The following is a 23,899-nucleotide window of genomic DNA, read 5'->3' on the forward strand; positions in this document are numbered from 1 at the left end:
GGTGGTTCGGGCCCAGGAGTCCGGAGTTCGTCGACGACAGCGACGGCGACGACGATGGGCAAGTCCTCGGCGCTACCGTCGTCCAGCGCAGCCAACGCCCGTCACCGTGAGCCGGGCTTCTTGCCCTTCTGTTTCATGCGCGCGTGCCCCGGCGGTTGGTCGAGACCCTTTGCTCTGGCTTTCCCCACTGCCTTGCCCACGGGGTGGGTGGTGGGCGGTGAGCTCTCAACGGGCGGGTGGTCGTGGAGCGTTGGTACGGCGTCGCGCAGCGGCTGAACGGATGCGGAGGCGCTGCGCGAGGGTGGGGCGGCCGGGGCGGAGGAGGGGGCGTCGTTGTGAGCCGCGGTGTCCGGGCGCGTGGACGGCGCGACCGGGTCAGGGGCGGACGGGGCCGCTTCGCCTGCGGTGTCGTGGTGTGAGAAGCCCTCGGTGACCGCCAGTCCGGTGGCGACAAGGGCGGCCAGTGCGGCCGCCATCCCTCGGGTTCGAAGACGGCCGCGGACGGAGGAGGAGCGGGGAAGGTCCTGGTCCTCAGGGAGACCTGTTGCGGCGTGCGAGGCAGAGGGCGCCATTGCGGCCGGCGCCGAGCTCCGGTGTGTGCTGTCGGCGGGATCTGCGGTGGTGGAAGGTACGACGCTGAGCACCGGCCGGGCCACGGACGCAACAGATTCGGCCGGGCTCGTTCCGGCGAGTCGGGTCAGGTCCTGGGCGCAGTCGCGGGCCGTGGGGCGAGCCTGTTCTTCCAGGCTGGTCATGTCCCGCAGGAGGCCGGCGAAGCCGTCGGGCAGAGAGTCCGGGAGTACGGGCGGGCGATGCAGGCGCGCTATGGCGGCCTCGAGTGGGCCGCCGTCGTATTCGAGTCGGCCGGTGAGGCATTCGAGGAGGACCAGGCCGAGGGCGTAGATGTCTGCGGGGCGGCCTACGGGCCGGCCCAGCACCTGTTCGGGAGAGAGGTAGGCCGCGGTGCCGGTCAGGGTTCCGGTGGCGGTGCGGGTGGTCGCGTCCAGCAGCCGGGAGATGCCGAAGTCCGTGAGGTGGGGGCGGCCGGAGGAGTCGAGAATGATGTTGGACGGTTTGACGTCCCGGTGGACGATCCCCACCTCGTGGGTGTGGGTCAGCGCTTCGGCCAGTGCGGCACCGAGCGCCGCCGCGGCTGCGCACGGCAGGGGTCCTTCGGCGATGCGGGATTTCAGTGTGCGTCCGTCGATCAGTTGCATGACCAGGAAGGCGTCGCCGTCGTGGTGTCCGACGTCGAATGCGGTCACCAGTCCCGGGTGCTGCAGCCGGGCGAGGATCTCGGCCTCGCTGCGGAAGATCTCCTCCGTGTCGAAGCCGGTGCCGGCGCGGAACATCTTCACAGCGACCGGCCGCCGCAGCCGCAGGTCGAAACCGCGGTACACGTCGGCCGCCCCACCCGAACCGATCAACGCGTCCAGACGGTATCGGCCCGCCAGGATCCGGGCACAGCCCCGGACGGCCCGGGCGTCCCGCACCTCGCGCAATGCCACGACGATCTCCCCACTCCGCACACTCGCACCGCTCAGTCGCCCGACGTCGACGGGCCGCCGCACGCAAGTACCCACCCCCTCGGCGTTTGCACCATCCCGTACCGAGCGGGCGGTTGGCCTGGGAGAGGAACGCCTCGTGGTGTAGGTGAGCCTCGTTGGCGAGGCCGGCCCGATCGCGCGCGGGCTGACCGGGGCTCTTGGTCTCGACCCGGCCGGACTGCCGTCCGCGGCGACCGCCCTGGCCCGGCGCGTGGGGCCACGTCCTCGCCCGCACCACCATCCCGGTCGACGACAGCGCGCCCGGCTCAGCTCGACAGTTCCACAAGGCGCTGCATCAGGAGCTGCTCCTTGTCTGCGGCCTCATGGACGAGTTTTGACGCGCTGTGGAGGGATTCCCGTGACGACGCGACTCCCGCCTCGTTCAGGAGTCCGGCCACCTCGGTCCACTTCTTCGACACGTCGCGGTACGCGTCCGAGACCTCCTGGTATTCGCCGGTGCCGGTGATCTCGGCGGTCTCCGCGAGGAACTCCGCCCACATCGTGCGGAACAGGCCGCCGCCGGTTCCCGCGTCCTCCATGACCGTGCAGATCTCGGGAAGGCTGTCGGCGGGCGAGTCGAGGTCGTCGAGCCACTGGGGCATCAGGTCGGCGACTTTGTGCATGCCTTTGTATCCGAAATTGGAGATCGGCGGGTTCAGAAATTCCTCCGCCGCCTTTTTGATGCCATTGCGTGCGGCTTTCCCCAGATCAGGAAGGCCGCCCTTCGGGAGATCGAGGGTGAACGCGCGGTTGCGGGAACTCATCGGGCCCCGGGCGTTCCGCGCTGCCTCCAGGGATTCCCCGGTGGCCCATTGCAGGCCGAGCGGCTTGGTTTCCACCAGAGCGAAACGGTCGTCGTCGTGGCCGACGCAGGCCACATAGTGGGCCGCGAACCGGAAGTCGTCGGTGGAGTAGTCGATGAAGTAGCGGTCGAGCTTGAGACCGACGATGGTTCCGGATTCAAGCTCGGCCAGCAGGTGTTCCTTCGCGCGCTTCACCGACGACGTCTCATGAACCGACAGCCGCAACTTCAGCGCATTCGCCAGATTCTCGGTCAGTGTGTCGGGCTTGATACGGCCGCCGACGAACGGGGTCGGCATCTGTTTCGTCCGCCAGTAGATGAACGACAAACCACCGGCGAGCCCGAAGATGAGCGGCTCCGACAAGTCGACCTCTCGCTGTCGCAAGAGATTCACGAGGGTGGTCGACTCGCAATGGTTGCCGACATACGGATCTTCTTCTAAAAGCGACACGTGTTCTCGTCTCCCTTCCTTCGCGTAGAGCGTAGCGCAAGCCCCTGAAGTGCGATTGCGGACGCCGGAATCAGGGAGGCGTTCAGTCGTTCAGATTCGCGAAACGAGGAAGTTGCCGAGGAACAGATGATCCATCTCGGTCTTGAGGAAGCAGGACAGGGCATCCGTGGGCGAGCAGACGATGGGTTCGCCGGCGACGTTGAACGAGGTGTTGATGAGGCAGGGAATCCCGGTCAGCTGGGTGAACTCCCGCAGCAGTTCTGCGAGCAGGGGGTTGCTCTGCTCGGTGACCGTCTGGATCCGCGAGGTGGCGTCGACATGGCAGGCGCCCTGGATCTTCTCCTGGTACTCGGGCCGCACCGGAACCACGAAGGTCATGTACGGCGAGGACGTCTTCTTGCCGAGCTCGAAGACCTCGGGCGCCAGGTGCTCCAGGACCACGGGGGCGAAGGGCCGGAACTGCTCACGGTGCTTGATGCGTTCGTTGATGATGTCCTTGATGTCGGGGAACCTGGGGTTGGCCAGGATGCTGCGGTTGCCCAGGGCGCGCGGGCCGTACTCCATCCGCCCCTGGAACCATCCGATGACGCGGCGCTCCTGCATGAGGGCTGCGGCCTCCCGCGGCACGTCGGCGGGGTCCAGCTCCCGCCAGACGACCTGGTCGGCGTACTGCTGGAGGGCCGCCTGGATCTCCTGGCCGTCGTAACTCGGGCCCAGGTACGGCGACGTGCCGACCCGGGGCGGCGTGCCCGCGCGGCCACTGGCGAACAGCGCCGCGCCGATGGCCACGCCGACGTCACTGGCACCGAAGCTGACGTCCATCCCGGTGAAGCGTGAACGCTCCAGCAGTTTGCTGTTGTTGACGCAGTTGAGGGCGAGTCCGCCTTCGAAGATCACGCGCGGCAGGTCGCTGCGGGCCTCCAGCGTCCGGATCTGGCCGGCGGTCACGGTCTCCAGCATGTGCTGGGCCGCACTGGCCACGCGGACCCGGTAGTCGAACTCCTCCCGGTCGTCGGCGCTGCCGCCGAAGACGCGGTCGAAGAGCTCGTAGTAGGCGGGTACGGCGTTCGCCGGATAGGGAATCCGGTACGTGCCGTCGGGGCACATCTCGACCACGTGCTCGAGGAACGGGTTCGGCTCGGGCGGCGGGCCGTAGCCGGCCAGTCCCATCACCTTGTACTCGTCGTTGTTCGGGACGAATCCGAGGTAGCGCGTCACCACGGAGAAGAGCATCGCCAGGGAGTGCCGCGAGTCGATGGTCATGTCGTCGAAGATCTTCACCTCGCCGTCGCGCACCTCCCCCATGATCGCCGACAGCCATTCGGCGCGACCGTCGCTGACCAGGAACGCCGCGTCTGAGCCGCCCGACAGGTGGTATCCGGTCATCAGATGCGCGATGTGGTGCGGGACCCGGACCAGCTTCTCGGGGGTCAGCCGGTGACCCGTGTGCTCGAGGAAGTCGGCCTCGGTCGCGGCCTCGCTGAACATCGCCTCATGGGTCTCCGCCAGACGCCGCAAGCGCGCGAACTTCTGCTCGACGGACGCCTCACGGTCTTCGGTGATCTCGGCGATCATCTTGTTCAGCACGTCCTGCGAGAACTGCCAGGAGAAGGCGAACGTGTCGACGTCGTCGAAGCTGATGCCGGCCGAATCCAGGCACCAGCGCATCGCGTTGACCGGGAAGCTCGACGTCTTCTTCTCCCGGTTGAGCCGCTCCTCCTCGACGGCGGCGACCAGCTTCCCGTCGATGACGAGCGCGGCAGACGAGTCATGGCCGTACAGCAGATGACGGTCGATGCCGGTGGCGCGAAAGAGGCGTCCGAAGATTTCCGCAGACTTGCCGAATCCGTTGTAGCCCAGAACGATCATGAGGAGCTCCTTTCGCTATGGCCAGATCGTGAGGTAGTCCGAGATCACGGTGGACCGCCGGAAACCCGCGTCGAGCACCGCGCCGGTCAGATCGGCACCGCTGAGGTCCGCGCCGTCCAGGTTCGCGCCCACGAGGCGGCAGCCGTTCAGCTCGGCCAGGATGAGGTACGCCTCGCACAGATCGGCGCCTTCCAGATTCGCGCCCCTGAGGTCCGCGGACATCAGATACGACTCGGTCAGCACGGCGTCGGTGAAGTCCGCGTCGGCGAGCTCGGCGCCCTGCAGGTCGGCGCCGTGCAGCCGCGCCTTGCGCAGGTCGGGGCGGAAGGGGCCCTGCGCCCGGCGCCGGCGGGCGTGCTCGTTCCAGCGTCGGGGGCCCTGGAGCAGTACGGTCTCGTCCTCGGTGGGCATCTCTCTCGACCTCGCGTCTACAGGGTGGTGAGCGCGGTGAGCGCCCGCTTCTCGACGTCCATCGCGGACCGGGCCGTGTCCGCCACGGCGTCCACCAGCGTCTTGAGATCGTCGCGCGCGGTGGCGGCGCCCGCTGCCAGCAGGGCGGATCCCAGGTTCGACCAGAGCCGGCCGCTGTCGAGGAACTGCCCGGCCGCGTCGGCGTAGCGTGTGTCGCCGGTGCTCTCGGCGACCCTCGTCAGGTAGCGGCCGATCATCGGGCGGAACAGCCCGCCGCCGGTGCCGAAGGACTGGATCTGCCGCCCCAGGTGCAGCAGTTGACGCGCCAGCGCGTCGGTCCGCACCACGTGGCCGGCCAGGTCCACGTCCTCGACCTCGCCGTGTTTGGACTGCGGCCAGGACGCCGCCGTCGTGGCCAGCAGTCTCATCCCGGGGATGCCCAGGTTCCGGCTGCCCGGCCTGAGGACCTCGCGGCACAGGGTGCGCACGGCCACCGGACCGACGCGGTCCAGTTGCGGGGTGCGCCGCGGCGCGCCGAGGACGTACACCTTCCAGTCCGGGTTCAGCGGGGGCGAGTTGCGGCTGGACCGGGCCGCCTGCAGCTCGGCCGCGCTCACGGTGACGGGTTCGTCGAACGCCGGATCCGACACCTCGAACGCGTCGGCGCCGAGAGGCCGGACCACGTTGACGAAGTACCCGCCGAAGGAGGTGCGGCCTTCCAGCCCCCAGTAGGGGAGCATGCCGAGGTCCACCCGGGTCACGACGGCCGGTGCCGAGGCCAGCAGCTTGGCCAGGCCGTCACCGGACTTAGGCGTGTGCGCGGCGACTTCGACGCCCATCAGCCGGGCCGCCCGGAGCGGCATGATCGCCTGTTTGCCGACGACGATGTCCGGCGCGTTGCCGTTCGCCGGGAAGAACGAGAAGCCGAAGCCTCCGTCCAGCCCGAACACGATCTCCTCGTCGACGTCGTAGCCGCCGGCCGCGAGGACGGCGCATTGGCAGGCCGACTCGCAGTGGATGCCCCGCCGGTGGGCGTAGCGGCCGGTCTCGTTCATCGCGTCACCTGTCCCAGTGCCATCAAGGACCGGCGCAGTGGCGGGTCCATCTTCTCCACCGCGTACCGGAACGTGTCGCGGGGCATCTCGGTGTGCCAGGTGCGCAGGAACTCGGCCACCTCGTCGGGGTGGGCCTCGGCGGTGACCTTGAGCAGCCAGCCCGAGCCCTTCTGCACATAGGTGTCGTCGTCGTGCATCAGCCGGACGCAGTTGTCGAGGACGTGCGACAGTGGCAGTTCGAAGACCGTCCGGCCCACCTTGCGCCGGACGAACTTCACGACGGCAACGTTCGCGGCGCGTCTGGCCCACGGGGAGGCGGACCCGGTCCAGCTCCGGGTCCGCGGGATCAGCTCCGGGTGCCCGAGGAAGAACGGGTAGAGCAGTTTCAGGCACATGTCGTCGCACTGCGCCCAGTTGGACACAGAGGTCTCCAGCCAGTACCGGCAGCGGTCCAGCAGCTCCTCGCCGAGTCCGGTCCTGGCGACCTTGTGCAGGACGGCGAAGCCCAGGAGCACCTCCTCGTGGTACTCGGCGTGCGCCAGCAGCTCCTCGGCGAGGAGCAGCCGGGTCGCCGCGGGAGTGTCGCGCCGGTCCCGGAACCAGTCGGTCGCGATCTCGACGACCGCGGCGTTGCCCACCCCGAGGGCCCGGATCTCGTGCGGGAAGTAGCGCTGCATGCGCATCGCGAAGTCCGGGTCGGCCTTGGCCGCGAGTGTCTTCGACAGGTCGTGCGCGGCGGTTGGAACATTGATCACTTGGTGCCGATCGTGAGTTTGAGCGGCTGGGCGGCCGGCTTCGGCGCGCGTTCCAGCCGGGGCTTGCCCTGCATGACGTACTCGTACTCCTGGTGCATGTCGGCGACGGCCTGAACGGTCTCCGTCGAACGGTCCGTCAGGTTCTGCCCGCCCAGGCCCCACCACAGGTACCAGTTCTTGTGGCTCAGGTAGGCGTCGCGGACGAAGTCGAGCGTGTCCCGGTCGGCGAGGATCGCCGGCTCCACGTAGAAGGCGGGGACGAACGTGCCCTGGCCTTCCCGCAGGATGCCGGCCTTGACGGCCTGGCGCTGGAGCTTGGTGCCGCTGAGGATCCGGATGCCGAGGTTGGCGTAGATCTGGGCCGGGTTCAGGTACCGCTCGGTGAAGCGGATCGACTCCCTCAGTGCCTGCGGGGTCTCCCCCGGCCCGCCGAGGAAGACGCAGTGGGTGTGTTCGATCGGGCTGGCCGTGAACAGTCGGTCGATCTCGAGGACGCGGGCCATGTCGAAGCCCTTCATCAGGTCCGCCAGGGCCTCGTCGGTGAGGGCGTCGGTGCCGAGGTCCACCCGGATGCAGCCGGCCGCGTGCAGCAGCTTCACGAACTCGGGTGTAATCGCGTTGGGCGTCAGCTGGCAGTACCAGGGCACGTCGAGCTTGGCGCGGATCATCTCCTCGCACACCTCGGCCGCGTACTCCATCGGATAGTTGAAGGTCGCGTCGACGATCTCGAACTCCCGCACGGCCGGGTTCTCCGCCATCGCCCGCTGGATCTCGCCGACGACCTCGGCCGGTTCCTTGAACCGGTCGCCCTTGCCCTCGGTCTTGCGGATGATGCAGTAGGAGCAGAACAGCTTGCAGCCCCGTTTGGTCTGCAGGGTCTCGATGGCCGGCTGGTGGTCGCGGGTGAGGTCGGAGGCCGCCGAGACGCCTTCCTCGAAGTACCGGGGGTCGTACACGGACCGGTCGGGTTCGAGCGCTCCCAGATCGAATGCCTGGCTCGACTGGTTCTGGCAGAACCTGCCGTTGTCGTCGAGGTAGCAGAGCCCCGATATCGACTCCAGCCGCCCGCCGGACTCCAGGTGGTCCAGCAGTTGGACGATGCCGGCCTCGCCCTCACCCGCGATGCCGTAGTCCGGCTGGGCGTATTCGAAGAACGACAGCGGCTCGACCGAGAAGCCGGAGCCGCCGAGGACGACGGTGGCGCTGGTGTACTTGCGCACGCACTGGACGATCTTCTCGGTCATGGGGCCGAAGAAGACCGGGTCGATGAACGTCAGGTTGTCCAGGTTGCGCACGGCGATGCCGACCACGTCGTAGGTCCCGGTGGTCAGCTTCTCCCGGACCGCCTTGAGCTCCCGGGACTCCCAGAGCAGGTCGAGGACGTCGACCTGGTGTCCGGCGTGCTTGAGCGCGGCGCTGATGTAGGCCATGCCGATGGGCAGCGCCGGCCGCGGTACCCGGATCTTGTTGGTGGAGATGAGCAGTACGCGCATGGGCCTTCACTCTCGTCAGGACTGCCAGTACGTCGCCGGCTGCAGGTCGCCGCTCAGGGTGGCTTTGGCGCGGTAGCGGCGCATACGGTCCAGGTCGACCTCGACGACTCCGACGCCGGGTTCCTTGCCGAGGTCCACCATCCGTTCGTCGCCGTCGACGAAGTCGAATCGTTCGGCCTCCAGGAACAGCGGGTCCGCCAGGACCTGGCTGCGCCCCATGTAGCCGAATCCGGCGTACAGGTTGTTGCCGATGCCGGACGCGAACGCCAGGACGCACTCGGCGTCCACGGCCCTGACCGGCAGGCGCATGTTCGCCACGTACGCGAACATCTCGGGTACCAGCGCGGAGCACACGATGATGTCGACGCCGCGGCGGCAGTACTCCCGCGCGACTTCGGGGAAGTTGATGTCGTAGCCCTGCATCAGGCCGATGCGTCCGAACTCGACGTCGAAGACCGGGTATTCGGATCCGCCGCTGAGGTAACGGGCCTCCAGTTCGTGGCAGTGCACGCGCCGGTAGCGGCCGAGCAGGGTTCCCTCGGGGCCGCACAGCACCGAGGTGCTGTAGTACGTGCCGTCGCCGCCGCGCTCCAGCAGGCCGGCCACGATGTGCACGCCGGCCTGCTTCGCCTGCTCGCGCAGGAAGTCGGTCTCGGGCCCCGGTATGGTCACCGACACGTCCGCGACCTCCAGGATGTTGCCGGAGGTGGAGAACGCCTCGGGCAGGCAGATCAGGTCCGCTCCCTGCGCGACGGCCTCGCCGATGTAGTGCTCGGCGCGGCGCAGGTTCTGCGCCGGCTTGCCGAGCTTGGACTCCATCTGGACGACGGCGATCTTCGTCCCGGGCATCAGGTGCTCACCGGTTCGAGGGGACGCGAGGAGATCACCAGGCCGAGGTCCTCCTCGACGACCTGCCAGTCCGCAAGGCCGGCCTCCCGGAGCAGCTCGGCCGCCTCGTCGCGGGTGTAGGCGGCCTGCAAGGAGCGCATGAACTCGTCGCCGCCCTCCTTCACGAACTGCAGGATGAAGGTGATGTGCCCTTCCTCGGCGTGCCGGTTCATGTCCTCGATGATCACGACACCGTCGGGCTTGCAGATCCGGGCGCATTCCTTCAGCGTCTCCACCGGCCGGCGCCAGCGGTGCAGCGAGGAGAACGAGAACACGATGTCGGCGGAGTCGTCCGGGAAGGGCAGCCGGTTCAGCTTGGCCATCTCGAACTCCACGTCGCCGGCGCTGTTGGCCCAGACGGCGAGTGTCAGGTTGTCCTCGGCGACGTCGACGAGGTTCTGGTTCTCCTCCACGCCGGACACCGCCAGGTCGGGCAGCTTGCCCGCCACGTGGAGGGAGAGCAGGCCGGTGTTGAAGCCGACTTCGACGAGGTCGGTCATCCCGTCGCGGACGTTGGCCATGATGCGGTCGCTCGGCCGCTTGTACGCCATCAGCGCGGAGCGGCGCATCCCGAGGTCGTAGAAGCGGACCTTGTCGATGTCGTCGTGCGGGGACGGCTGGGGCACCCGGTCGGTCAGGTTCAGCAGTCGGGCCTCAGTGGTGGTCACAGCCGGCCTCCTCGTCCTTGGGCCGCGTGGTGAGCTGCAGGGGGATCGACCGGCTGGAGATGAAGTTGGAGATGTCCGCTCCCAGGTGCTGCGGGTAGCGGCGGAACTCCGGCGAGTAGAACGCCTTGGAGATGTTGTCGAGGTAGTACCAGCCCTTGGGGCCGGTCACCTCGATGCCGTTCTCGTCGGCGGTGATGAGTTCCTTCTCGATCAGGTCGTCGATCTCGGCGCGGAACATCTCCATGAAGTCGACACCGTGGATCCGGCGGAAGCGCTCCCGGTTGACCCGGCCGGCCTTGACGCCCAGCACCATCGACCGCCGGATCGACTCCGACTTCGTGATGTGCTTGCCCATGGAGATCGGCAGCCGGCCCTCCATCACCGTCTGGATGTAGCGGCCGATGTCGGGCTCGTTGAAGTACCAGTGGTCGCGCAGGTGACCGGTGGCGGTGGGGCCGAGCGGGATGATGGGGATGTCCTCGCTCCACGACGTCTCGCCGTACTTGGGCTGGAAGCCGGGTTTGGCGAAGCAGTCGCCGTAGTAGCCCAGGAAGCCGTTCTTGGAGAGCTTCTCGGCGGCGAACAGGAACATGTCGTCGACCACGGCCTTCTCCGGGACCGGCGGCAGCTTCCTGCGCTTGGTGGAGATCTGCGCGAACTCCATGTACGTGTAGAAGGAGATGCAGGTGACCCCGAGGTCGATGGCGACGTCGAGGCTGTGCTCCCAGCTCTCCATCGTCTGCCCGTTGATGCCGTGCATCAGGTCGATGTTGATGTTCTCGAATCCGCACCGGCGCAGCAGCCGGATGCTCTCCTTGAGCATCTCCGGGTCGTTCGGGCGGCCGATGTTCTTCAGTTCCTCCGGGACGAAGGTCTGCACCCCGAGGCTGATGCGGCGTATGCCGCGTTCCAGCAGGACGGTGGCCTTGCGCTCGCTGATGTCGACCGGGGTGGTCTCGATGGAGAAGTCCGCGCCCTCCTCGACGTCGAAGCTGCTGAACATGTGGCCCAGCAGGTCGTCGAGTTGCGGGGCGGTGAGCGCGGTCGGGGTTCCGCCGCCGATGTAGCCGAGGGTGATGACGTGGTCCTGGATGTAGGGCCGCTCGGCGTAGTTGGTGATCTCCGTCTTCAGCGCGTCCAGATAGGTGCGGGTCAGGTCCCGGTCGGTCTGGTGCTTGATGTACGGGCAGCTGAAGCAGAGCCGGTTGCAGAAGGGGATGTGGACGTACACGCCCATGGGCTTGCGCGTGAACACCTCCTCCTCGTTCACCGGCACGTGCTTGGTGGGGTACTGCCGCACCCACTCGCTGTCGCGCTCCGGGTACTCCTTCCAGAACGGCATGCTCGTGGTCGTGGTGGTGATGCTCATGCGATGTCCTCCGGTTCGACTTGGTCGACGATGGAACGGACGACGTCCGCCAGAGTGGGCTGGAAGTAGGACGCGGAGCGCAGTGCGAGGCCGGCGGCGTGGGCCCGGGCGACCACCTCGGCCAGGGTGCTGTGGTGGTCGCCGTCGGACAGGTCGAGCCGCACGCCCTGGTCGACGGTGCGCACGGACCGGATCAGGCCGCCGGCCTGCGCCTGTTGCCCGGCCCAGTCGTGCAGCCGCTCGAGGTGGGACTCGGTGAAGGCCTCCAGGATCAGGCTGGAGCGCTCGCCCCACCGGGTGACGGCGTCGAGCGAGGCGTCCTTGATCTGCCGGCCCTGGTGGAGCACCACGACAGAGTCGGCCAGCGCGAGCAGTTCGTCGCGGTGATGGCTGGCGAACAGCACGCCGACGCCGTCCTTCTTCAGGCTTCCCAGCAGCTCCAGCAGCGTCTCGCGGGCCGTCGGGTCCAGGCCCGTGGTGGGCTCGTCGAGGATCAGCAGGTCGGGGCGGTGCGCCACGGCGCAGATGACGTGCAGCTTGCGCTGGCTGCCGCCGGAGAGACTGCGCACGTACTGGTGGCGGTACCGCTCGAGGTCGGCCAGGGCGATCAGCTCCTCGTACCGGCCGGGGTCGGCCCGCCGGAGCTTGAGCTGATGCTTGACGTACGTCTCCACGCTGACGCCGTCCGGGAGGTCCTTGGCCTGCTGGACGTACCCGATGTGGCGGCCGACCTGCCCCCAGCGGCGGGGCGGGGTGCCGCAGACGCGCACCTCGCCGCCGGACGGGCGCAGCAGCCCGGCGACGAGCCGGATCAGCGTGGTCTTGCCGGCTCCGTTGGTGCCGATGACGGCCACGCCCTCGCCGGCGTTCACCGAGAAGGTGAGGGAGCGCAGGGCGAAGTCGGGGCTCACACGGTGGTCGAGCCGGGAGACCGACAGGACCGGCGCCGCGGTGCTCGGGGTGTCAGCCATGGCCGATCCTCCTGCGGAAGGCCCAGGCGGCGATGCCGAGGGCCAGGAACGAGTAGGCCACCGCCAGCACCGATGCCCCGGTGGCCGAGACGTCTGGCGAGGTGGCGGCGCGGAAGATGTCGACGTGCACGGAGAGGGGGAGCCGGGCGAAGACGTCGCCGAGCGTCCCGAGGTTTCCGAGGGGGAAGAAGATCCCCGCGAAGTACATGAGCGGAATGACGATGATGTTCACGACGGCCGGGAAGGAGATCTCGTTGGTGTAGGTCGCGATGAGGATCCCGAGTCCGGCGAAGGCCGTGCACGCGGTGAAGAAACCCAGGACGAACAGCGGCACCGACTCGATCCGGGCGTCGAAGACCCCGACGCCGAGCAGCAGCACCAGGACGAACTGGAACAGGCACTTGAGCACGACCCCGACGATCCGGGCGAGCAGGAACCCGGAGTACGACAGGGGCGAGAGGATCAGGTCCTCGATCGTGCGGCGGTTGCGGTCGATGATGACCGTGTAGCCGACGGTGTAGGTGCAGCTGAACATGATGCCGGCGCCGATGATGCCGGGGAAGACGAAACCGAAGTAGTTGGCGGCCGTCGGCGCCGGGCTCACCATCTGGTCGGTCGCCGCCCCGAAGGCCAGCACCATCGACACCGACGTCAGCAGCGTCGACACCGCGAACAGGCGGTTGTCGAAGAACTGCCGCATGTCCATCACGACCAGCCCGAGCACATCGCCGAGCCAGCCGGACTCCGGCTGCATACGCGTAGCCCTCATCGGGCGGGCCCCCCGTGGTTAGTGGTCCAGGTGGAGCGCAGGTCGTCGTGGAACGGCAGCCCGGCGCGGACCTTGCGCCGCTGCCGCCAGTGCACGTCCGCGTGGATCACGGCTTCCTGGCTGCCCGGTTCGGCCTCGGCGAGGATGTCCGCGTCCTGGTCCTCGCGGGCGTCCTGCACCAGACCGTCGACGATCATGCTGCGGCCGACGTAGGTCAGGTTCGCGAAGCGGTTCTCCCCCACCCCGCTGGCGAGGACCAGCGCGCATTCGTTGTCGGCGGCCCGGGCGCGGCACAGGGAGCGCAGCGGGTGCGAGAACGGCCCGAAGAGGTTGGCCACGGCGACGACGAGGTCGGCGTCCTGGGCGAGGTACTGCCGGCTCGCCTCCGGGAAGCGCAGGTCGTAGCTCACTTGCAGGCCGATCCGCCCGACGGGTGTGTCGATCACCTCGCCGGGAGAGCCGGTGGAGATGTACTCGGACTCGCCCGCCCACACGCAGGCACGGTGGTACCAGCCGAGCGGGTCGCCGCCGGGGCCGACGAGCACGGCCGCGTCGAAGACGTCCCGTCCGGCCGACAGCAGCACGCCCGCGGCGATGTGCATCCCGAGGGTGCGGGCCTGCTCGGCGAGGAACTCGACGACCGGGCCGTCCTCGGTGGTCGCGTCGGTGCGCAGCGTCGGGAAGTTCAGGCCGGTGGCGAAGGTCGCCGGCAGGCACGCCAGGTCGGCCTCGCGTTCTCGTGCGGTGGACAGCAGCTTGGCGGCTCTCGCCAGGTTCTCGTCCCGCTGTCCGGGCTCGATCCGCAGCTGCAGGGCGGCGAGCCGGGTGCGGGCGCCACGGAAGAGGCTCATCGCGGCGCCGCCTCGGCCGTGACTTCCTTGTACGCCCGTTCCAGCACCGGAAGGAACTCGTCCACCATCGCGGGTGTCACGTGCCGGGTGACGACCAGCCGCAGGGTTTCGCCGAATCGCTTCGACGTGGAGACGATCCAGCCCTTCGACTCCAGCAGCTGCGAAATGCGGACCGCGTGCGGCATCCGGACCACCACGATGTTCAGCTGCGGTTCGGCGAACAACTCGTGCCCGGCGGCGCGCAATCCGTCCACCAGGTACTTCGTCACCTCGAAGTTGGTCCGGGTGAGGTCGCGGAAGCCGTCGCGTCCGAGGTGCTCCAGCACCGCGTAGGTGGACACCGCGGCGGCGCCCGGCCGGGTGCCGAGCAGGGTGTGGTGCACCGGCGTGTCGATGAAGAACGAGTCGACGGCGAAACGCCCGGCGTCCTGGGCGCCGCGGAACAGGATCGCCCCGGCGGGGACGTTGGCCAGTCCGTACTTGTGCGGGTCGATGGTGATCGAGTCGACGCCGTCGACGGTGAAGTCGAACTGGGGCAGGTCGTGGCCGAGTTCCCGGGCGAAGGGGATGATGAACCCGCCGGTGGCCGCGTCCACGTGCAGGTGCACGCCGCGTCCGGCCACCACGGGTCCGATCTCGTCGACCGCGTCGACCACACCGAACTCGCTGCTGCCCGCGGTCGCGACGACCGCGACGGTGTGCTCGCCGATGCGCCGGGACACCTCGGCGGCCGGCAGCCGCAGGGAGTCGTCGACCGGCACGACCACCGGGGTCAGCCCCAGCAGGCCGAACACCTTGGTGAAGGAGAAGTGCACGGTGCTGCTGACGACGACTTCGGGCCGGTCGGTCAGCCGGCCCCGGGCGCGCGCCGACTCACGGGCCACCAGCATCGCGATGAGGTTCGCCTCGGTGCCACCGGACACCAGGCTCCCCGACCCACCAGGGTTGCCCATCAGGTCCAGCAGCAGTTCCACGACCTTGCGCTCGATCCGCTTGGTGCCGCGGAAGATGCGCACGTCGCCGAGGTTGGTGTGGGCCGCGGCGGACGCCATCTCGACACCCAGCGGGTGGGGTTCGGTGCAGATGGAGTTGAGCACCCTGCTCCAGGGCACGTCGTCCGCCATCTCCGTCGCGATCCGCCGCCGGACGTCGGCGGCGGAATCACCGGCGTTGCGCATCTCAACTCACCTGCGCCGTCAGGTCCGTGTACAGCTCCGTGCGGCGCGCCCACAGTCCGAACCAGAGGGTCTGCTGGAAGCGCAGGTCGGGTTCGCGCAGGTGCCGGATCCTCTCGACGTCCCAGGGCGCCTCGATGACACCCTCGTCGGTGCCCGCCTCGGCGACGAAGCCCTCGGGCGCCGCCACGGCGCTGCCCCCGCCGCAGCGTTCGCTCAGCGAACCGGCGAAGGCGACGACGACGGTGTTGAGGGTCGCGATGCCCCACACCGCGGCGCGCTGCGACGCCTGCTGCCCGCCGTCGAGGGACCCGGCGACCAGCAGCAGCTCCGCACCGGCCAGGCATTCGATGCGCGGCGGTTCGACCAGCCAGAAGTCGGGGCCGAGGAGCAGCCCGACCCGGCCGAACGGCGTCTCGACGACGGGGAAGTCGTCGCCGGTGCCGGTGGTCCCGTCGGGCAGGACCGGCCGCTCCACCCGGGCGCACTCCGTGCCGCTCGGGTCCAGCAGCCTGGCCACCTGCGTCAGCCCGCCGCCCGGCCGGGTCTGCGCCCACGAGCCGGTGAGGACGTAGGTTCCGCGGGTCCGCGCCAGTGTTGTCAGGCGATCCAGGCACTGCTCGCGCAGTTGGCGGGGCAGCGCCTGGACGTCGCCACCGGTGGTGAACACGTTCTCGGGGAGGACGACGAACGACGCCTCGTCGGTCACCCGGCGGTCGAGATCGTCGAGTACGGCGGAGGCCGTCTCCTCGGGGGTCGCCCGGCGGGTGTGCTGCGCTACGAAGATGGTCACGAACGAGTCCCCTCAGGTGTGCTGGTCGCGGTGGCGGGACGGCCCCGGCCCGGGCCGCCGCCCCCGGTGAGGCTCGCCCGCAGTTCGGCGGCGAGATCCCGGTCCGCTCCGGCGTACGGGGTGAGCAGCGCCTGGTAGGCGGCGGGCCTGCGGAGTTGCTGCCAGCGGCGGCCGTCGCCGTCCGCGGGCTCGTCGATGTCGACGACGAGGATCTCCGGTTCGTCGCTGCCGGCCTGGGCGAGCACGCCCTCGGGGCTCGCGACCAGACTGGTGCCGGCGAAGTGGATCTCCACGAGCCGGTCGCCGCGTTTGCCGCGGACGACTCCGACCGAGCTCGCGTAGACGATGTTGACGTCGTTCAGATACGCCGCCGTGCGCAGGGCGTTCACCATGAGCGGCTGGTTCTGCCCCAGTGTCCCGCCCGGCACGAAGATCGTCCGTGCGCCGGCGAGCGCCAGCAGCCGGACGACCTCGGGGATCCAGAAGTCCGAGCACACGGCGATGCCGATCTGCCCGAACTCGGTGGACAGCACGCCGAGTGCGTCGGTCTGGCGGCACACCACCATCTCGTTGCCGAAGGGGTGTGCCTTGACGGCGCGTCCGGTGATGACGCCCTGCCGGCCGATCAGCAGGGACGTGTTCCGGTACATGCCGTCCCGCAGGTCCTCGACGAGCGACCCCAGCAGGATGTGCGTGTTGAGTTTGCGGGCCAGGGACTGGAAGCCGTCGACGATCGGCCCCGGGATCGGGGTGTCGGTGCGGCCTTTCAGTCCGTCCTGGCCGGGCATGTACCACGGCGGGCCGAGCAGGAACTCGGGAAAGCACACCAGGTCGATGTCGCCGGCCGCGCAGACGTCCTCGATCGCCTGGTAGGCGTTGCGCAGGCCGTCTTCGTGATCGTCGACCCACTGGGTCTGTACTACCGCTACCCTCATGCGTCTTGTCTCCTCGGGATGCCACCGGGTGGATGGGCCGCGGCGACGGTGCGCCGCGGCGGGGTGCGGGTCATGACGGGGCGGTACTCCAGTCCTGCACGCCGACGATCGTGACCTCGGCCTCGACGCCGAGCGCCTCGTCGACGCCGCCGCGGATCGCACGCCGCAGCGCGCCCGCGTCCACGGCGCCGGAGTCGGCCACGGCGCAGGTGACGTGGAAGGTGCCGTTTCGGACGGCGCAGGCGAAGTGCGGTGCGAGCCTGCTGTGACCGAACACGACGCGCTCGACGTCCACGGCCGAGACCAGCCCGTCCGGCCCGCGTACCGCCGACGCCATGCCGCCGAGCGGCAGCAGGACCCGGCTCGCGGAACCGCATGCGCAGCGACGGTCCGCCGGCCACAGTTCGACGGCCTCACCGGTCGGTGAGCCGTCCAGGATCAGCTCACCGCGCGGACCGCCGCGGACCTCCGCGCGCAGCCGGTGGTCGCACAGGTGCAGTGCGCCGTGGTCGCAGGCGACGGCGACGGTCGGTGCCGACGGCGTCCCGTACAGCGCCGAGGTCCTCGCCGCCCAGGCGGCGCCGATGCGGTCGAGGCGCTCGGTGGAGCAGGCCTCCCCCACGCAGACGATCGTCCGGACCGTGGAGTCCGCCGGCCGTTTGCCGAGCGACGCCGCGAGGCCCGCCAGCTCAGCGGCGAAGCTCGGCGAGCACACCAGGGCCGTCACCTCGTACTGCTCGATCAGCCCGAGCAGTCGCGGCATCGGGCAGATGGTCCCGCTCGTCCCGACGCTGATCACCGAGGCGCCCACCATCTCGATCACACGGTCCACCTGGGCGCCGATGAACGACAGTTCGTACGGCACGGCCGAGACGACCACGTCGTCCTCGGTCAGCAGGCGGCCCATCGCCAGCGTCAGGTCGATCTGGTCGCGGATCCACTCGTCGCGGGTCAGCACGATCGGCTCTGCTGCGCCCGAGGGGTCGACCCGTTCGCCGTACCGCGCACGGAGCGGCGCGTCCCGGTCGTCCGCGGCGGTGCGGGGGTCCCGGGTGAGCAGTTCCAGGAACTGTTCGTAGTGCGTCGCGAGGGACGTGGTCGTCGTCACCTGGCCTCCGCTTCCCGGGCGAACCGGCGCCACCCGTAGTCGTCGAGAGGGCTGTCGCCCCGTTCGGCCCGGAGCAGGGGCCGGCGGTCGGTGCCGCCCTCCATGTCGACGCTGACGACCGTCGCCAGGACGAACTCGTGGTCGCCGATCCGGTACGTCGACTTCAGGCTGCAGTCGAGGGTGCCGAGGGCGCCGGAGAGGCGCGGGCAGCCGTTGGCGGAGGGGGTCCACGCGAGGGCGTCGAAGCGGCTGTCCGGCCTGCCCTGCGAGAAGGCGTCGGACACCTCGTGCTGGTCCTCGCCGAGGATGTTGACGCAGAACCGGCCGGTGTCCGCGATGGCGTTCCAGCTGGTGCTGCCCGAGCGCACCAGGAAGCCGATCAGGGCGAGTTCGTCGGAGACGACGGTGAGGGAGCCGATCACCAGTCCGTACGGTGTCGGTCCGTTCCGCTCGGACTGCCGTGCCGTGCCGGCGACCACCGTGACGGCCCGTGGCAGAAGCTCACCGATGACCCCGAGGTCCGGCGCCGCACTCGGCCGAAGGAGTCCGGCGGGTTCGGGCACCGGCGCCGCCGCACCGGGTTCGTCGCGCAGCCGGCGTACGAACCGGCCTGTCACGCTCGCCGCGTTGGCCGCGAGGTCCTCCGGTGTGCCGCTGTGCACGACCCGGCCACCCTCGCGGCCGGCGCCGGGGCCCAGGTCGATCACCCAGTCGGCGATGTTGATCACCTTCAGGTCGTGTTCGATGACCACGATGGTGTTGCCGGTGGAGATCAGGCGCTCGAAGAGGGCCAGCAGATGGCGGATGTCGGCGGCGTGCAGGCCGCGCGTGGGCTCGTCGAAGATGAACAGGGTGCGGCTGCGGCGCTGTTTGAGCAGTTCGCCCGCCAGGTTGAGCCGCTGCGCCTCGCCACCGGACAGGGTGGTCGTCGAACAGCCGAGTTGCAGATAGCCGAGGCCGAACTCGTGCAGTACGCCGAGTGCTTGGACGACCTTGGGGCTGCTCGTGGTGTCGAACCAGTCGAGTGCGTCCTCGACGGTCATGGACAGCACGTCGTGGATGTTCTTGTCGCCCAGCCGCACGTCGAGGACGTGTTCCTGGAACCGTCGGCCCTCGCACTCGGGGCAGACGATGAACTCGCTCTTGAAGAGGGTCATCTCGATCTCGGCCAGCCCGAGTCCCTTGCAGGACTCGCACCGTCCGCCGGCGACGTTCGGGCTGAACTCGCCGCGGCCCAGGCCGCGCTCGACCGCGTCGGCGCTGCCGGCGAAGGCGTCGCGAATGTGGTCGCTGATGCCGATGTAGGTGACGAGGGTGCTCCGGCTGGAGCGGCCGATCGGCCGCTGCTCGACGTAGATGACGTCGTCCAGGGCTTCGGCTCCCCGGATGCCGGTGCCTTCGGCCGCCGCCCCCGTCGACCGCTGGGCGATGGCCCGGGAGACCGATGCGTGGATGCCGGCCACCAGGGAGCTCTTGCCCGCGCCGGACACACCGGAGACGCAGGTGAGCCCGCCGAGCGGGAAGTTCGCGGTCTGGTCGACCACGTTGTTGCGCGTGATGCCGCGCACTTCGAGCCAGGACGCTTCGGCGAGTTCGGCCCGGGCCCGCGACGGCCCGCCGGACAGCATCGCCGTGGCCGTCGGCGAGTCACCGCTGTTCAGCAGGTCGGCGAAGCGGCCCTCGAAGATGATCTCGCCGCCGCGGGAGCCGGCCCCGGGCCCCAGTTCGACGATCCAGTCGGCGGCACGGATCACCGACTCGTCGTGCTCGATGACGATGACGGTGTTCCCTAGGTCGCGCAGCCGTCGCAGTGAGGTGAGGATCTTCCCGGTGTCGGCCTCGTGCAGACCGGCGGTCGGTTCGTCCAGGACGTACATGACGCCGGTCAGGTCGCTGGCCAGGTGCTGCGCCAGCAGCAGCCGTTGCAGTTCACCGCCGGAGAGGGTGATGACGGGCCGCTGCAGTTGCAGGTGTCCGAGTCCGACGTCGTCGATGTTCGCGCTCTGTTTGACGATCGCGGAGGCGAGTTCGCGCACCTGGGCCGGCACCTCGCCGGACGCGAGTCCGTCGCGCAACCGGGTGATCGAACGCGACAGTTCGTCGCTCTGGAAGTCGTGGAAGGTGTGCCCGGCCACCGTCGCCCTGAGCGATTCGGGGCGCAGCCGCCCTCCGTTGCACCCGGGGCAGACTTCCCGGCCGAGGTAGTTGGTGAAGGCGTTCTTGCGGGCGGCGGACGACGCATTGCGGTAGGCGCGCTCCAGGAAGCCCAGGATGCCCTCGAAGCGGAAGTCGTTGGTGACCTTGCGGATCTTGAGGGTGTAGACGGTGTCCGAGCCGTGCAGCACCTTCTCGGTCTGCTCCGGGCTGAGCTTCTCGAACGGCAGGCCGAGGTCCAGGCCGATGTCCGCGGCCATCGCCTCGAACGCCTTGCGCACGTTGGGAACGGCGAACGTCCCCGGGTCGGCGCCGTCCCAGATCTCGGTGAGCGTCTTCGACCGGTCCGGGATGATCTTCTCCAGCGAGAAGCCGACGAGTTCTCCGATGCCGTCGCACTGGAGGCACTTGCCTTCCTTGCGGTTCGGGCTGAAGTGCTTCGCGGAGTGCGGTTCGGCGAAGCAGCCGCAGTCGTCGCAGAACAGGTCCGGACCGGTCGGGCCGAGACAGGCCGGGCACACGGGCCGGGAGCCGGCGCCGAACAGCAGCCGGTAGAGCCCGTCGAGGCCGGTGAGGGTCCCCACGGTCGAGCGGGGATTGGAGTAGCCGCCGTCGCGCTGGCGCAGGGCCACCGGTGGCTGCGTTCCGGCGATCCGGTCGAACTGGTAGTCGCCGTCGCCCATGTCGAGGGACTTGCTGGACAGGGCGCCCAGATAGAGCGTCTTGGAGTGTTCGAAGAGGGTGTCGATGACCAGGGACGACTTGCCCGACCCGGAGACGCCCGCGGCGACGACCAGCTTCCCCTTGGGGAAGGAGACGTCGACCGACTTGAGGTTGTGGGTGGTGACGCCTTCGAGCCGGATGCTGTCGGGACTCATGTGGTGTCGTTCCGCCCTTCGGCCAGGTCGCGGGCCTGGGTTTCGCAGCGCCGCAGGTCGGGATAGCGGGTATAGAGCATCGAACGGACCCGGGCGGGATCACCGCGGTTCCACGTCTCGTAGAGCTCCTGGCGCATCCCGAAGCGGTCGACGGCCAGGTCGGCGGCGAGGCGGAAGATCCGGGACTTCTCGTCCACGCTCGTCTCGCGCCCGCACATGTAGGTGTCGAGCACCCGGCGCAGCTCGGGGGCGCCGAGATCGGCCTCCGAGGGCTGCATGATCAGGCCCGACGCGCCGATCTGCCGGATGATCTCCGAGCCCCGGGTCGAGAAGCGGCCGGCGACGGCGTCGAGCGCCGCCGTCGAGCCGGGGGCGAGGAGCCCCGAGGTGGTGGGTCGGCATTCGGCGTCGATCGCGGCCAGGCCGAGCCGGACGATCTCGACGTACGAGGTGAGCTCGCCGAGGAGGTCCGTGACCTGCCGGAACGTGTCGACGCCGATCGCCTGGGCCAGCAGTGACGCGACCCCGAGCATGGTGCGCAACCGGTGGTAGTAGCGCACTTGGCCGGTGTAGAGCGACCACTTGTTCAGCTCGCCGAACCCGCGGACGGCCGCCTGGGAGTCATCGAGCAGGAAAACCCGGTCCATCGGGATGAACACGTCGTCGAACACCAGCATGGCGTCCTGCTCGTCGTAGCGCGCGGACAGGCCGCCGGAGCCGTCGGCGTACGACGAGCGGCACAGCACGCGCAGGCCCGGTGTCGCCAGGGGAGCGGCGAACCAGCAGACGTAGCTGGGGTCCTCACGCAGGTAGTTGGCGGGCGAGAGGTAGATGAGCACCTCGTGGGCGTACGGCGCCAGGGTGGCGATCTGTTTGGCTCCTCGTACGACGATGCCGTCGGAGCCGCGCCGCACCACTCTCAGGCCCAGTTCCGGCCGGTCGGCGGGGGTCGAGGAGCGGTCGATCTGGGGGTCGCCGAGGCCGTGGGTCAGCGTGAGGTCGTTCTCGCGGCAGTAGTGGTAGTAGTTCTCCGCGTTGCGCCCGAATTCGGGGTCCACCTTGGCCAGTTCGAACCGGTAGTCGTACAGGCCGACCACGACGTTCGACATGAAGTCGGGTATCCGGGAGAGCTGGCCGTAGGAGGCCTCCGCCCACCGGTGGGAGTTGGCCCACTTGCGGGCGAGGTCGTCCCGGTCCGTCGGTGCCAGGTACGACAGGCTGACGAGCCGGCCGGAGGTGTCCGACCGGTGGAGCATCTCGTCCGCCCGGTCGGGCCGGTGCTGGGCGTCGTGGAGGCCGGCCAGCGTGGACAGCATGGGCCGAAAGCCCGGGTCGCCGGTCACATCGGCCCGGCGTCCCTCGCACCAGACCTCCCGCTCGTCCTTGAGGCTGGCGATGTATTCGTCGCCTCGCCAGGCGCCGCCGGAGGTGCCCGGCAGGAGGGCCGTGTCGTCGGCGGGCTTGTCAGAGGCTGTGGATCCTGTGGTGGTCACCGTCCGCGCTCCTACGGGTTCCGCTCGGCCGCACCGGACCGGAACGGCTGGTAGCTCTGCTCTTGCACCTGGGGGAAGTACTCGCGTGTCGCCTCACCCACGACCCGCATCAGTTCGGAGTCGAGGGAGCTGGGATCGGTGATGAGCTTGACCATGGGCGAGTCCGGCACGGCGTTCGTCAGCGGCGTCCGGCGTGCCCGGTGGATCGTGGCCAGCGAGTGCTGGGCGTTGGCCGCGTCCCGCATCTTGTAGACCGCCTGCGGCCCGTCCGGGATGCCGATCATGGACTTGGTGCCGCCGCTGCCCAGGCAGTTGCGGGGCATGTGCAGATGCTCGTGGCGCCACTGCTGATGGGCGGAGTGCAGCTTGAACGCCTGGTCGACCACGGTGTGCCGCAGCCATGCCCGGGGGTCGTCGTGGCGGTGTGCGTCGATGTCCCGTACGGTCTCCTCGAGTGACGACCCGCCGAGCGAGCTCAGCCACGCTTCGAGGTCGTTCCACATGTGCTTGAACAGATCCCGGAACATGTGCTGTTTGATCGACAGCGAGTGCGTACCGCTCGCGGGTCCCAGATTGGTACGGAACTCGTGGTACTCCCCGGTGGCCAGGTGTTCGGCCATCACCCGCTGCGCGTCGACCACCGGATCGAGCAGTTCCCGGCAGGCCGTCAGGTGCTGTGCCGCCCGGCTCAGCTCCGATGCGCGGATGGCCCGGATCGCGACCTCGAGGTGGTCGTTCGCCTCGGCGCAGAGGATCTCCGGGATCTGGTGCAGGGCGACGAACTCCCCGTGCAGGGTGTCCGCGTTCAGCTCGGTCGCGGCGACCGCGCGCGCCAGTGTCTCGGCGGAGATCAGCTCGTCGGTGCTCCGGCTCACCCCGATGGGCACCGCGGTGAGGTCGCTCTCCCACTTGGTGGCGTCGTGGCAGCCGACCCGGATGCCGTGCAGCACGCGGTACAGCGAGTCGTCGATGCTCCTGGTGGCGATGGTCGAGCGGGTCAGCTCGGGTGCGCCGGCCAGCAGCGAGCCCTTGGCGACGTCCTCCAGTCCCCGCAGGGCGTCGACGTAGGCCGCGTAGCCGGCGGTCTCGGAGATGCTGACGGCCGTGGCCCCCGCGGACACGCCGGCTCCGTAGATGCCGCGGGCGCCGAACATCACCGTGCCGAGCCTGCGCAGCAACCGGTGGAACCCGACGGCCCACTGGACGTAGCGGGAGGCGGTCGGGATGTCGTCGGCCAGCAGGCACACCCGGGTCCTGGTCGCCAGCCGTGCCAGGTTGAGCAGGCACACCTCGGACGCCTGGAGGACCGCGCACACCGTCGAGTCGTACGTGCCCTCCGGGACTCCTCGTGCGGCGCGCGCCTCGCCGAGCAGGTCGATGCGGTGCAGCTGGTCGTAGCTCTCGGCCACCGGTCCCAGTTCGGTCATTTGGCGTCGGCCGGCGCACATGTCGGCTTCTACTGGA

General features: G+C 69.3%; 20 protein-coding genes. All 20 read right to left on the minus strand.

Annotation, left to right across the window (positions count from 1 at the left end):
• Window positions 1–101 precede the first annotated feature (101 nt).
• The 20 genes from IGS69_RS00875 to IGS69_RS00970 all read right to left on the minus strand — a co-directional run bounded on the left by IGS69_RS00875 (window position 102) and on the right by IGS69_RS00970 (window position 23,862).
• Window positions 102–1,508, minus strand: coding sequence for a serine/threonine-protein kinase (locus IGS69_RS00875; protein WP_232543395.1), 1,407 nt, complete (start codon window positions 1,506–1,508; stop codon window positions 102–104).
• 305 nt (window positions 1,509–1,813) lie between these two features.
• On the minus strand, window positions 1,814–2,800 hold the full coding sequence (locus IGS69_RS00880; RefSeq protein ID WP_190895989.1) for a BtrH N-terminal domain-containing protein: 987 nt from the start codon (window positions 2,798–2,800) through the stop codon (window positions 1,814–1,816).
• Between the two features lie 90 nt (window positions 2,801–2,890).
• Window positions 2,891–4,669, minus strand: a complete 1,779-nt coding sequence (locus IGS69_RS00885) for a carbamoyltransferase family protein (RefSeq protein ID WP_190895991.1) — start codon at window positions 4,667–4,669, stop codon at window positions 2,891–2,893.
• A gap of 15 nt (window positions 4,670–4,684) precedes the next feature.
• A complete protein-coding gene (locus IGS69_RS00890; RefSeq protein WP_031106464.1) occupies window positions 4,685–5,080 on the minus strand; it encodes a pentapeptide repeat-containing protein in 396 nt (131 codons plus the stop codon).
• 17 nt (window positions 5,081–5,097) lie between these two features.
• Window positions 5,098–6,135 (minus strand): BtrH N-terminal domain-containing protein, encoded by a 1,038-nt coding sequence (locus IGS69_RS00895; protein ID WP_190895993.1) that lies wholly within the window; start codon window positions 6,133–6,135, stop codon window positions 5,098–5,100.
• The gene (locus IGS69_RS00900; RefSeq protein WP_232543396.1) at window positions 6,132–6,890 is read right to left on the minus strand and encodes a DNA alkylation repair protein; all 759 of its coding nucleotides are present in this window, start codon (window positions 6,888–6,890) and stop codon (window positions 6,132–6,134) included. The genes IGS69_RS00895 and IGS69_RS00900 overlap by 4 nt, the downstream gene beginning before the upstream one ends.
• Complete coding sequence (locus IGS69_RS00905; RefSeq protein WP_190895995.1) at window positions 6,887–8,383, minus strand: B12-binding domain-containing radical SAM protein; 1,497 nt, start codon at window positions 8,381–8,383, stop codon at window positions 6,887–6,889. Before IGS69_RS00905 ends, IGS69_RS00900 begins: the two co-directional genes overlap by 4 nt.
• Window positions 8,384–8,398: 15 nt before the next feature.
• The gene (locus IGS69_RS00910; protein WP_190895996.1) at window positions 8,399–9,232 is read right to left on the minus strand and encodes a carbon-nitrogen hydrolase family protein; all 834 of its coding nucleotides are present in this window, start codon (window positions 9,230–9,232) and stop codon (window positions 8,399–8,401) included.
• Complete coding sequence (locus IGS69_RS00915; protein WP_190895997.1) at window positions 9,232–9,939, minus strand: class I SAM-dependent methyltransferase; 708 nt, start codon at window positions 9,937–9,939, stop codon at window positions 9,232–9,234. Before IGS69_RS00915 ends, IGS69_RS00910 begins: the two co-directional genes overlap by 1 nt.
• Window positions 9,926–11,308 carry a coproporphyrinogen-III oxidase family protein gene (locus tag IGS69_RS00920; RefSeq protein WP_190895998.1) on the minus strand — a complete coding sequence of 461 codons (1,383 nt, stop codon included), beginning with the start codon at window positions 11,306–11,308 and terminating at the stop codon, window positions 9,926–9,928. The genes IGS69_RS00915 and IGS69_RS00920 overlap by 14 nt, the downstream gene beginning before the upstream one ends.
• Window positions 11,305–12,279, minus strand: coding sequence for an ABC transporter ATP-binding protein (locus tag IGS69_RS00925; protein ID WP_190895999.1), 975 nt, complete (start codon window positions 12,277–12,279; stop codon window positions 11,305–11,307). Before IGS69_RS00925 ends, IGS69_RS00920 begins: the two co-directional genes overlap by 4 nt.
• Window positions 12,272–13,048, minus strand: a complete 777-nt coding sequence (locus IGS69_RS00930; protein WP_232543397.1) for an ABC transporter permease — start codon at window positions 13,046–13,048, stop codon at window positions 12,272–12,274. The genes IGS69_RS00925 and IGS69_RS00930 overlap by 8 nt, the downstream gene beginning before the upstream one ends.
• Window positions 13,045–13,899 carry a carbon-nitrogen hydrolase family protein gene (locus IGS69_RS00935; RefSeq protein WP_190896000.1) on the minus strand — a complete coding sequence of 285 codons (855 nt, stop codon included), beginning with the start codon at window positions 13,897–13,899 and terminating at the stop codon, window positions 13,045–13,047. The genes IGS69_RS00930 and IGS69_RS00935 overlap by 4 nt, the downstream gene beginning before the upstream one ends.
• Window positions 13,896–15,077 carry a tyrosine decarboxylase MfnA gene (mfnA, locus tag IGS69_RS00940; protein WP_190896001.1) on the minus strand — a complete coding sequence of 394 codons (1,182 nt, stop codon included), beginning with the start codon at window positions 15,075–15,077 and terminating at the stop codon, window positions 13,896–13,898. The genes IGS69_RS00935 and mfnA overlap by 4 nt, the downstream gene beginning before the upstream one ends.
• A gap of 1 nt (window position 15,078) precedes the next feature.
• Window positions 15,079–15,867, minus strand: a complete 789-nt coding sequence (locus IGS69_RS00945; RefSeq protein WP_190896002.1) for a carbon-nitrogen hydrolase family protein — start codon at window positions 15,865–15,867, stop codon at window positions 15,079–15,081.
• On the minus strand, window positions 15,864–16,802 hold the full coding sequence (locus IGS69_RS00950; RefSeq protein WP_190896003.1) for a carbon-nitrogen hydrolase family protein: 939 nt from the start codon (window positions 16,800–16,802) through the stop codon (window positions 15,864–15,866). The genes IGS69_RS00945 and IGS69_RS00950 overlap by 4 nt, the downstream gene beginning before the upstream one ends.
• Window positions 16,803–16,872: 70 nt before the next feature.
• Window positions 16,873–17,910 (minus strand): phenylacetate--CoA ligase family protein, encoded by a 1,038-nt coding sequence (locus IGS69_RS00955; protein WP_190896004.1) that lies wholly within the window; start codon window positions 17,908–17,910, stop codon window positions 16,873–16,875.
• Window positions 17,907–20,942 carry a flavin reductase gene (locus IGS69_RS00960; RefSeq protein WP_190896005.1) on the minus strand — a complete coding sequence of 1,012 codons (3,036 nt, stop codon included), beginning with the start codon at window positions 20,940–20,942 and terminating at the stop codon, window positions 17,907–17,909. The genes IGS69_RS00955 and IGS69_RS00960 overlap by 4 nt, the downstream gene beginning before the upstream one ends.
• Window positions 20,939–22,435: a 4-hydroxyphenylacetate 3-hydroxylase family protein gene (locus tag IGS69_RS00965; RefSeq protein ID WP_190896007.1), complete on the minus strand. Its 1,497-nt coding sequence runs from the start codon at window positions 22,433–22,435 to the stop codon at window positions 20,939–20,941. Before IGS69_RS00965 ends, IGS69_RS00960 begins: the two co-directional genes overlap by 4 nt.
• Before the next feature lie 11 nt (window positions 22,436–22,446).
• Window positions 22,447–23,862 carry a tryptophan 2,3-dioxygenase gene (locus IGS69_RS00970; RefSeq protein ID WP_232543398.1) on the minus strand — a complete coding sequence of 472 codons (1,416 nt, stop codon included), beginning with the start codon at window positions 23,860–23,862 and terminating at the stop codon, window positions 22,447–22,449.
• Window positions 23,863–23,899: the final 37 nt, after the last annotated feature.

The organism is Streptomyces tuirus, from assembly GCF_014701095.1.
GTDB classification, from domain to species: Bacteria; Actinomycetota; Actinomycetes; order Streptomycetales; family Streptomycetaceae; genus Streptomyces; species Streptomyces tuirus.

Excerpts from the sequence above, each read along its gene's own strand:
- IGS69_RS00890 (WP_031106464.1), bottom strand. The coding sequence starts at position 5,080 with ATGCCCACCGAGGACGAGACCGTACTGCTCCAGGGCCCCCGACGCTGG.
- IGS69_RS00895 (WP_190895993.1), bottom strand. The coding sequence starts at position 6,135 with ATGAACGAGACCGGCCGCTACGCCCACCGGCGGGGCATCCACTGCGAG.
- IGS69_RS00930 (WP_232543397.1), bottom strand. The coding sequence starts at position 13,048 with ATGAGGGCTACGCGTATGCAGCCGGAGTCCGGCTGGCTCGGCGATGTG.
- IGS69_RS00910 (WP_190895996.1), bottom strand. The coding sequence starts at position 9,232 with ATGCCCGGGACGAAGATCGCCGTCGTCCAGATGGAGTCCAAGCTCGGC.
- IGS69_RS00920 (WP_190895998.1), bottom strand. The coding sequence starts at position 11,308 with ATGAGCATCACCACCACGACCACGAGCATGCCGTTCTGGAAGGAGTAC.
- IGS69_RS00885 (WP_190895991.1), bottom strand. The coding sequence starts at position 4,669 with ATGATCGTTCTGGGCTACAACGGATTCGGCAAGTCTGCGGAAATCTTC.
- IGS69_RS00925 (WP_190895999.1), bottom strand. The coding sequence starts at position 12,279 with ATGGCTGACACCCCGAGCACCGCGGCGCCGGTCCTGTCGGTCTCCCGG.
- IGS69_RS00935 (WP_190896000.1), bottom strand. The coding sequence starts at position 13,899 with ATGAGCCTCTTCCGTGGCGCCCGCACCCGGCTCGCCGCCCTGCAGCTG.
- IGS69_RS00950 (WP_190896003.1), bottom strand. The coding sequence starts at position 16,802 with ATGAGGGTAGCGGTAGTACAGACCCAGTGGGTCGACGATCACGAAGAC.
- IGS69_RS00960 (WP_190896005.1), bottom strand. The coding sequence starts at position 20,942 with ATGAGTCCCGACAGCATCCGGCTCGAAGGCGTCACCACCCACAACCTC.
- IGS69_RS00970 (WP_232543398.1), bottom strand. The coding sequence starts at position 23,862 with ATGACCGAACTGGGACCGGTGGCCGAGAGCTACGACCAGCTGCACCGC.
- mfnA (WP_190896001.1), bottom strand. The coding sequence starts at position 15,077 with ATGCGCAACGCCGGTGATTCCGCCGCCGACGTCCGGCGGCGGATCGCG.
- IGS69_RS00905 (WP_190895995.1), bottom strand. The coding sequence starts at position 8,383 with ATGCGCGTACTGCTCATCTCCACCAACAAGATCCGGGTACCGCGGCCG.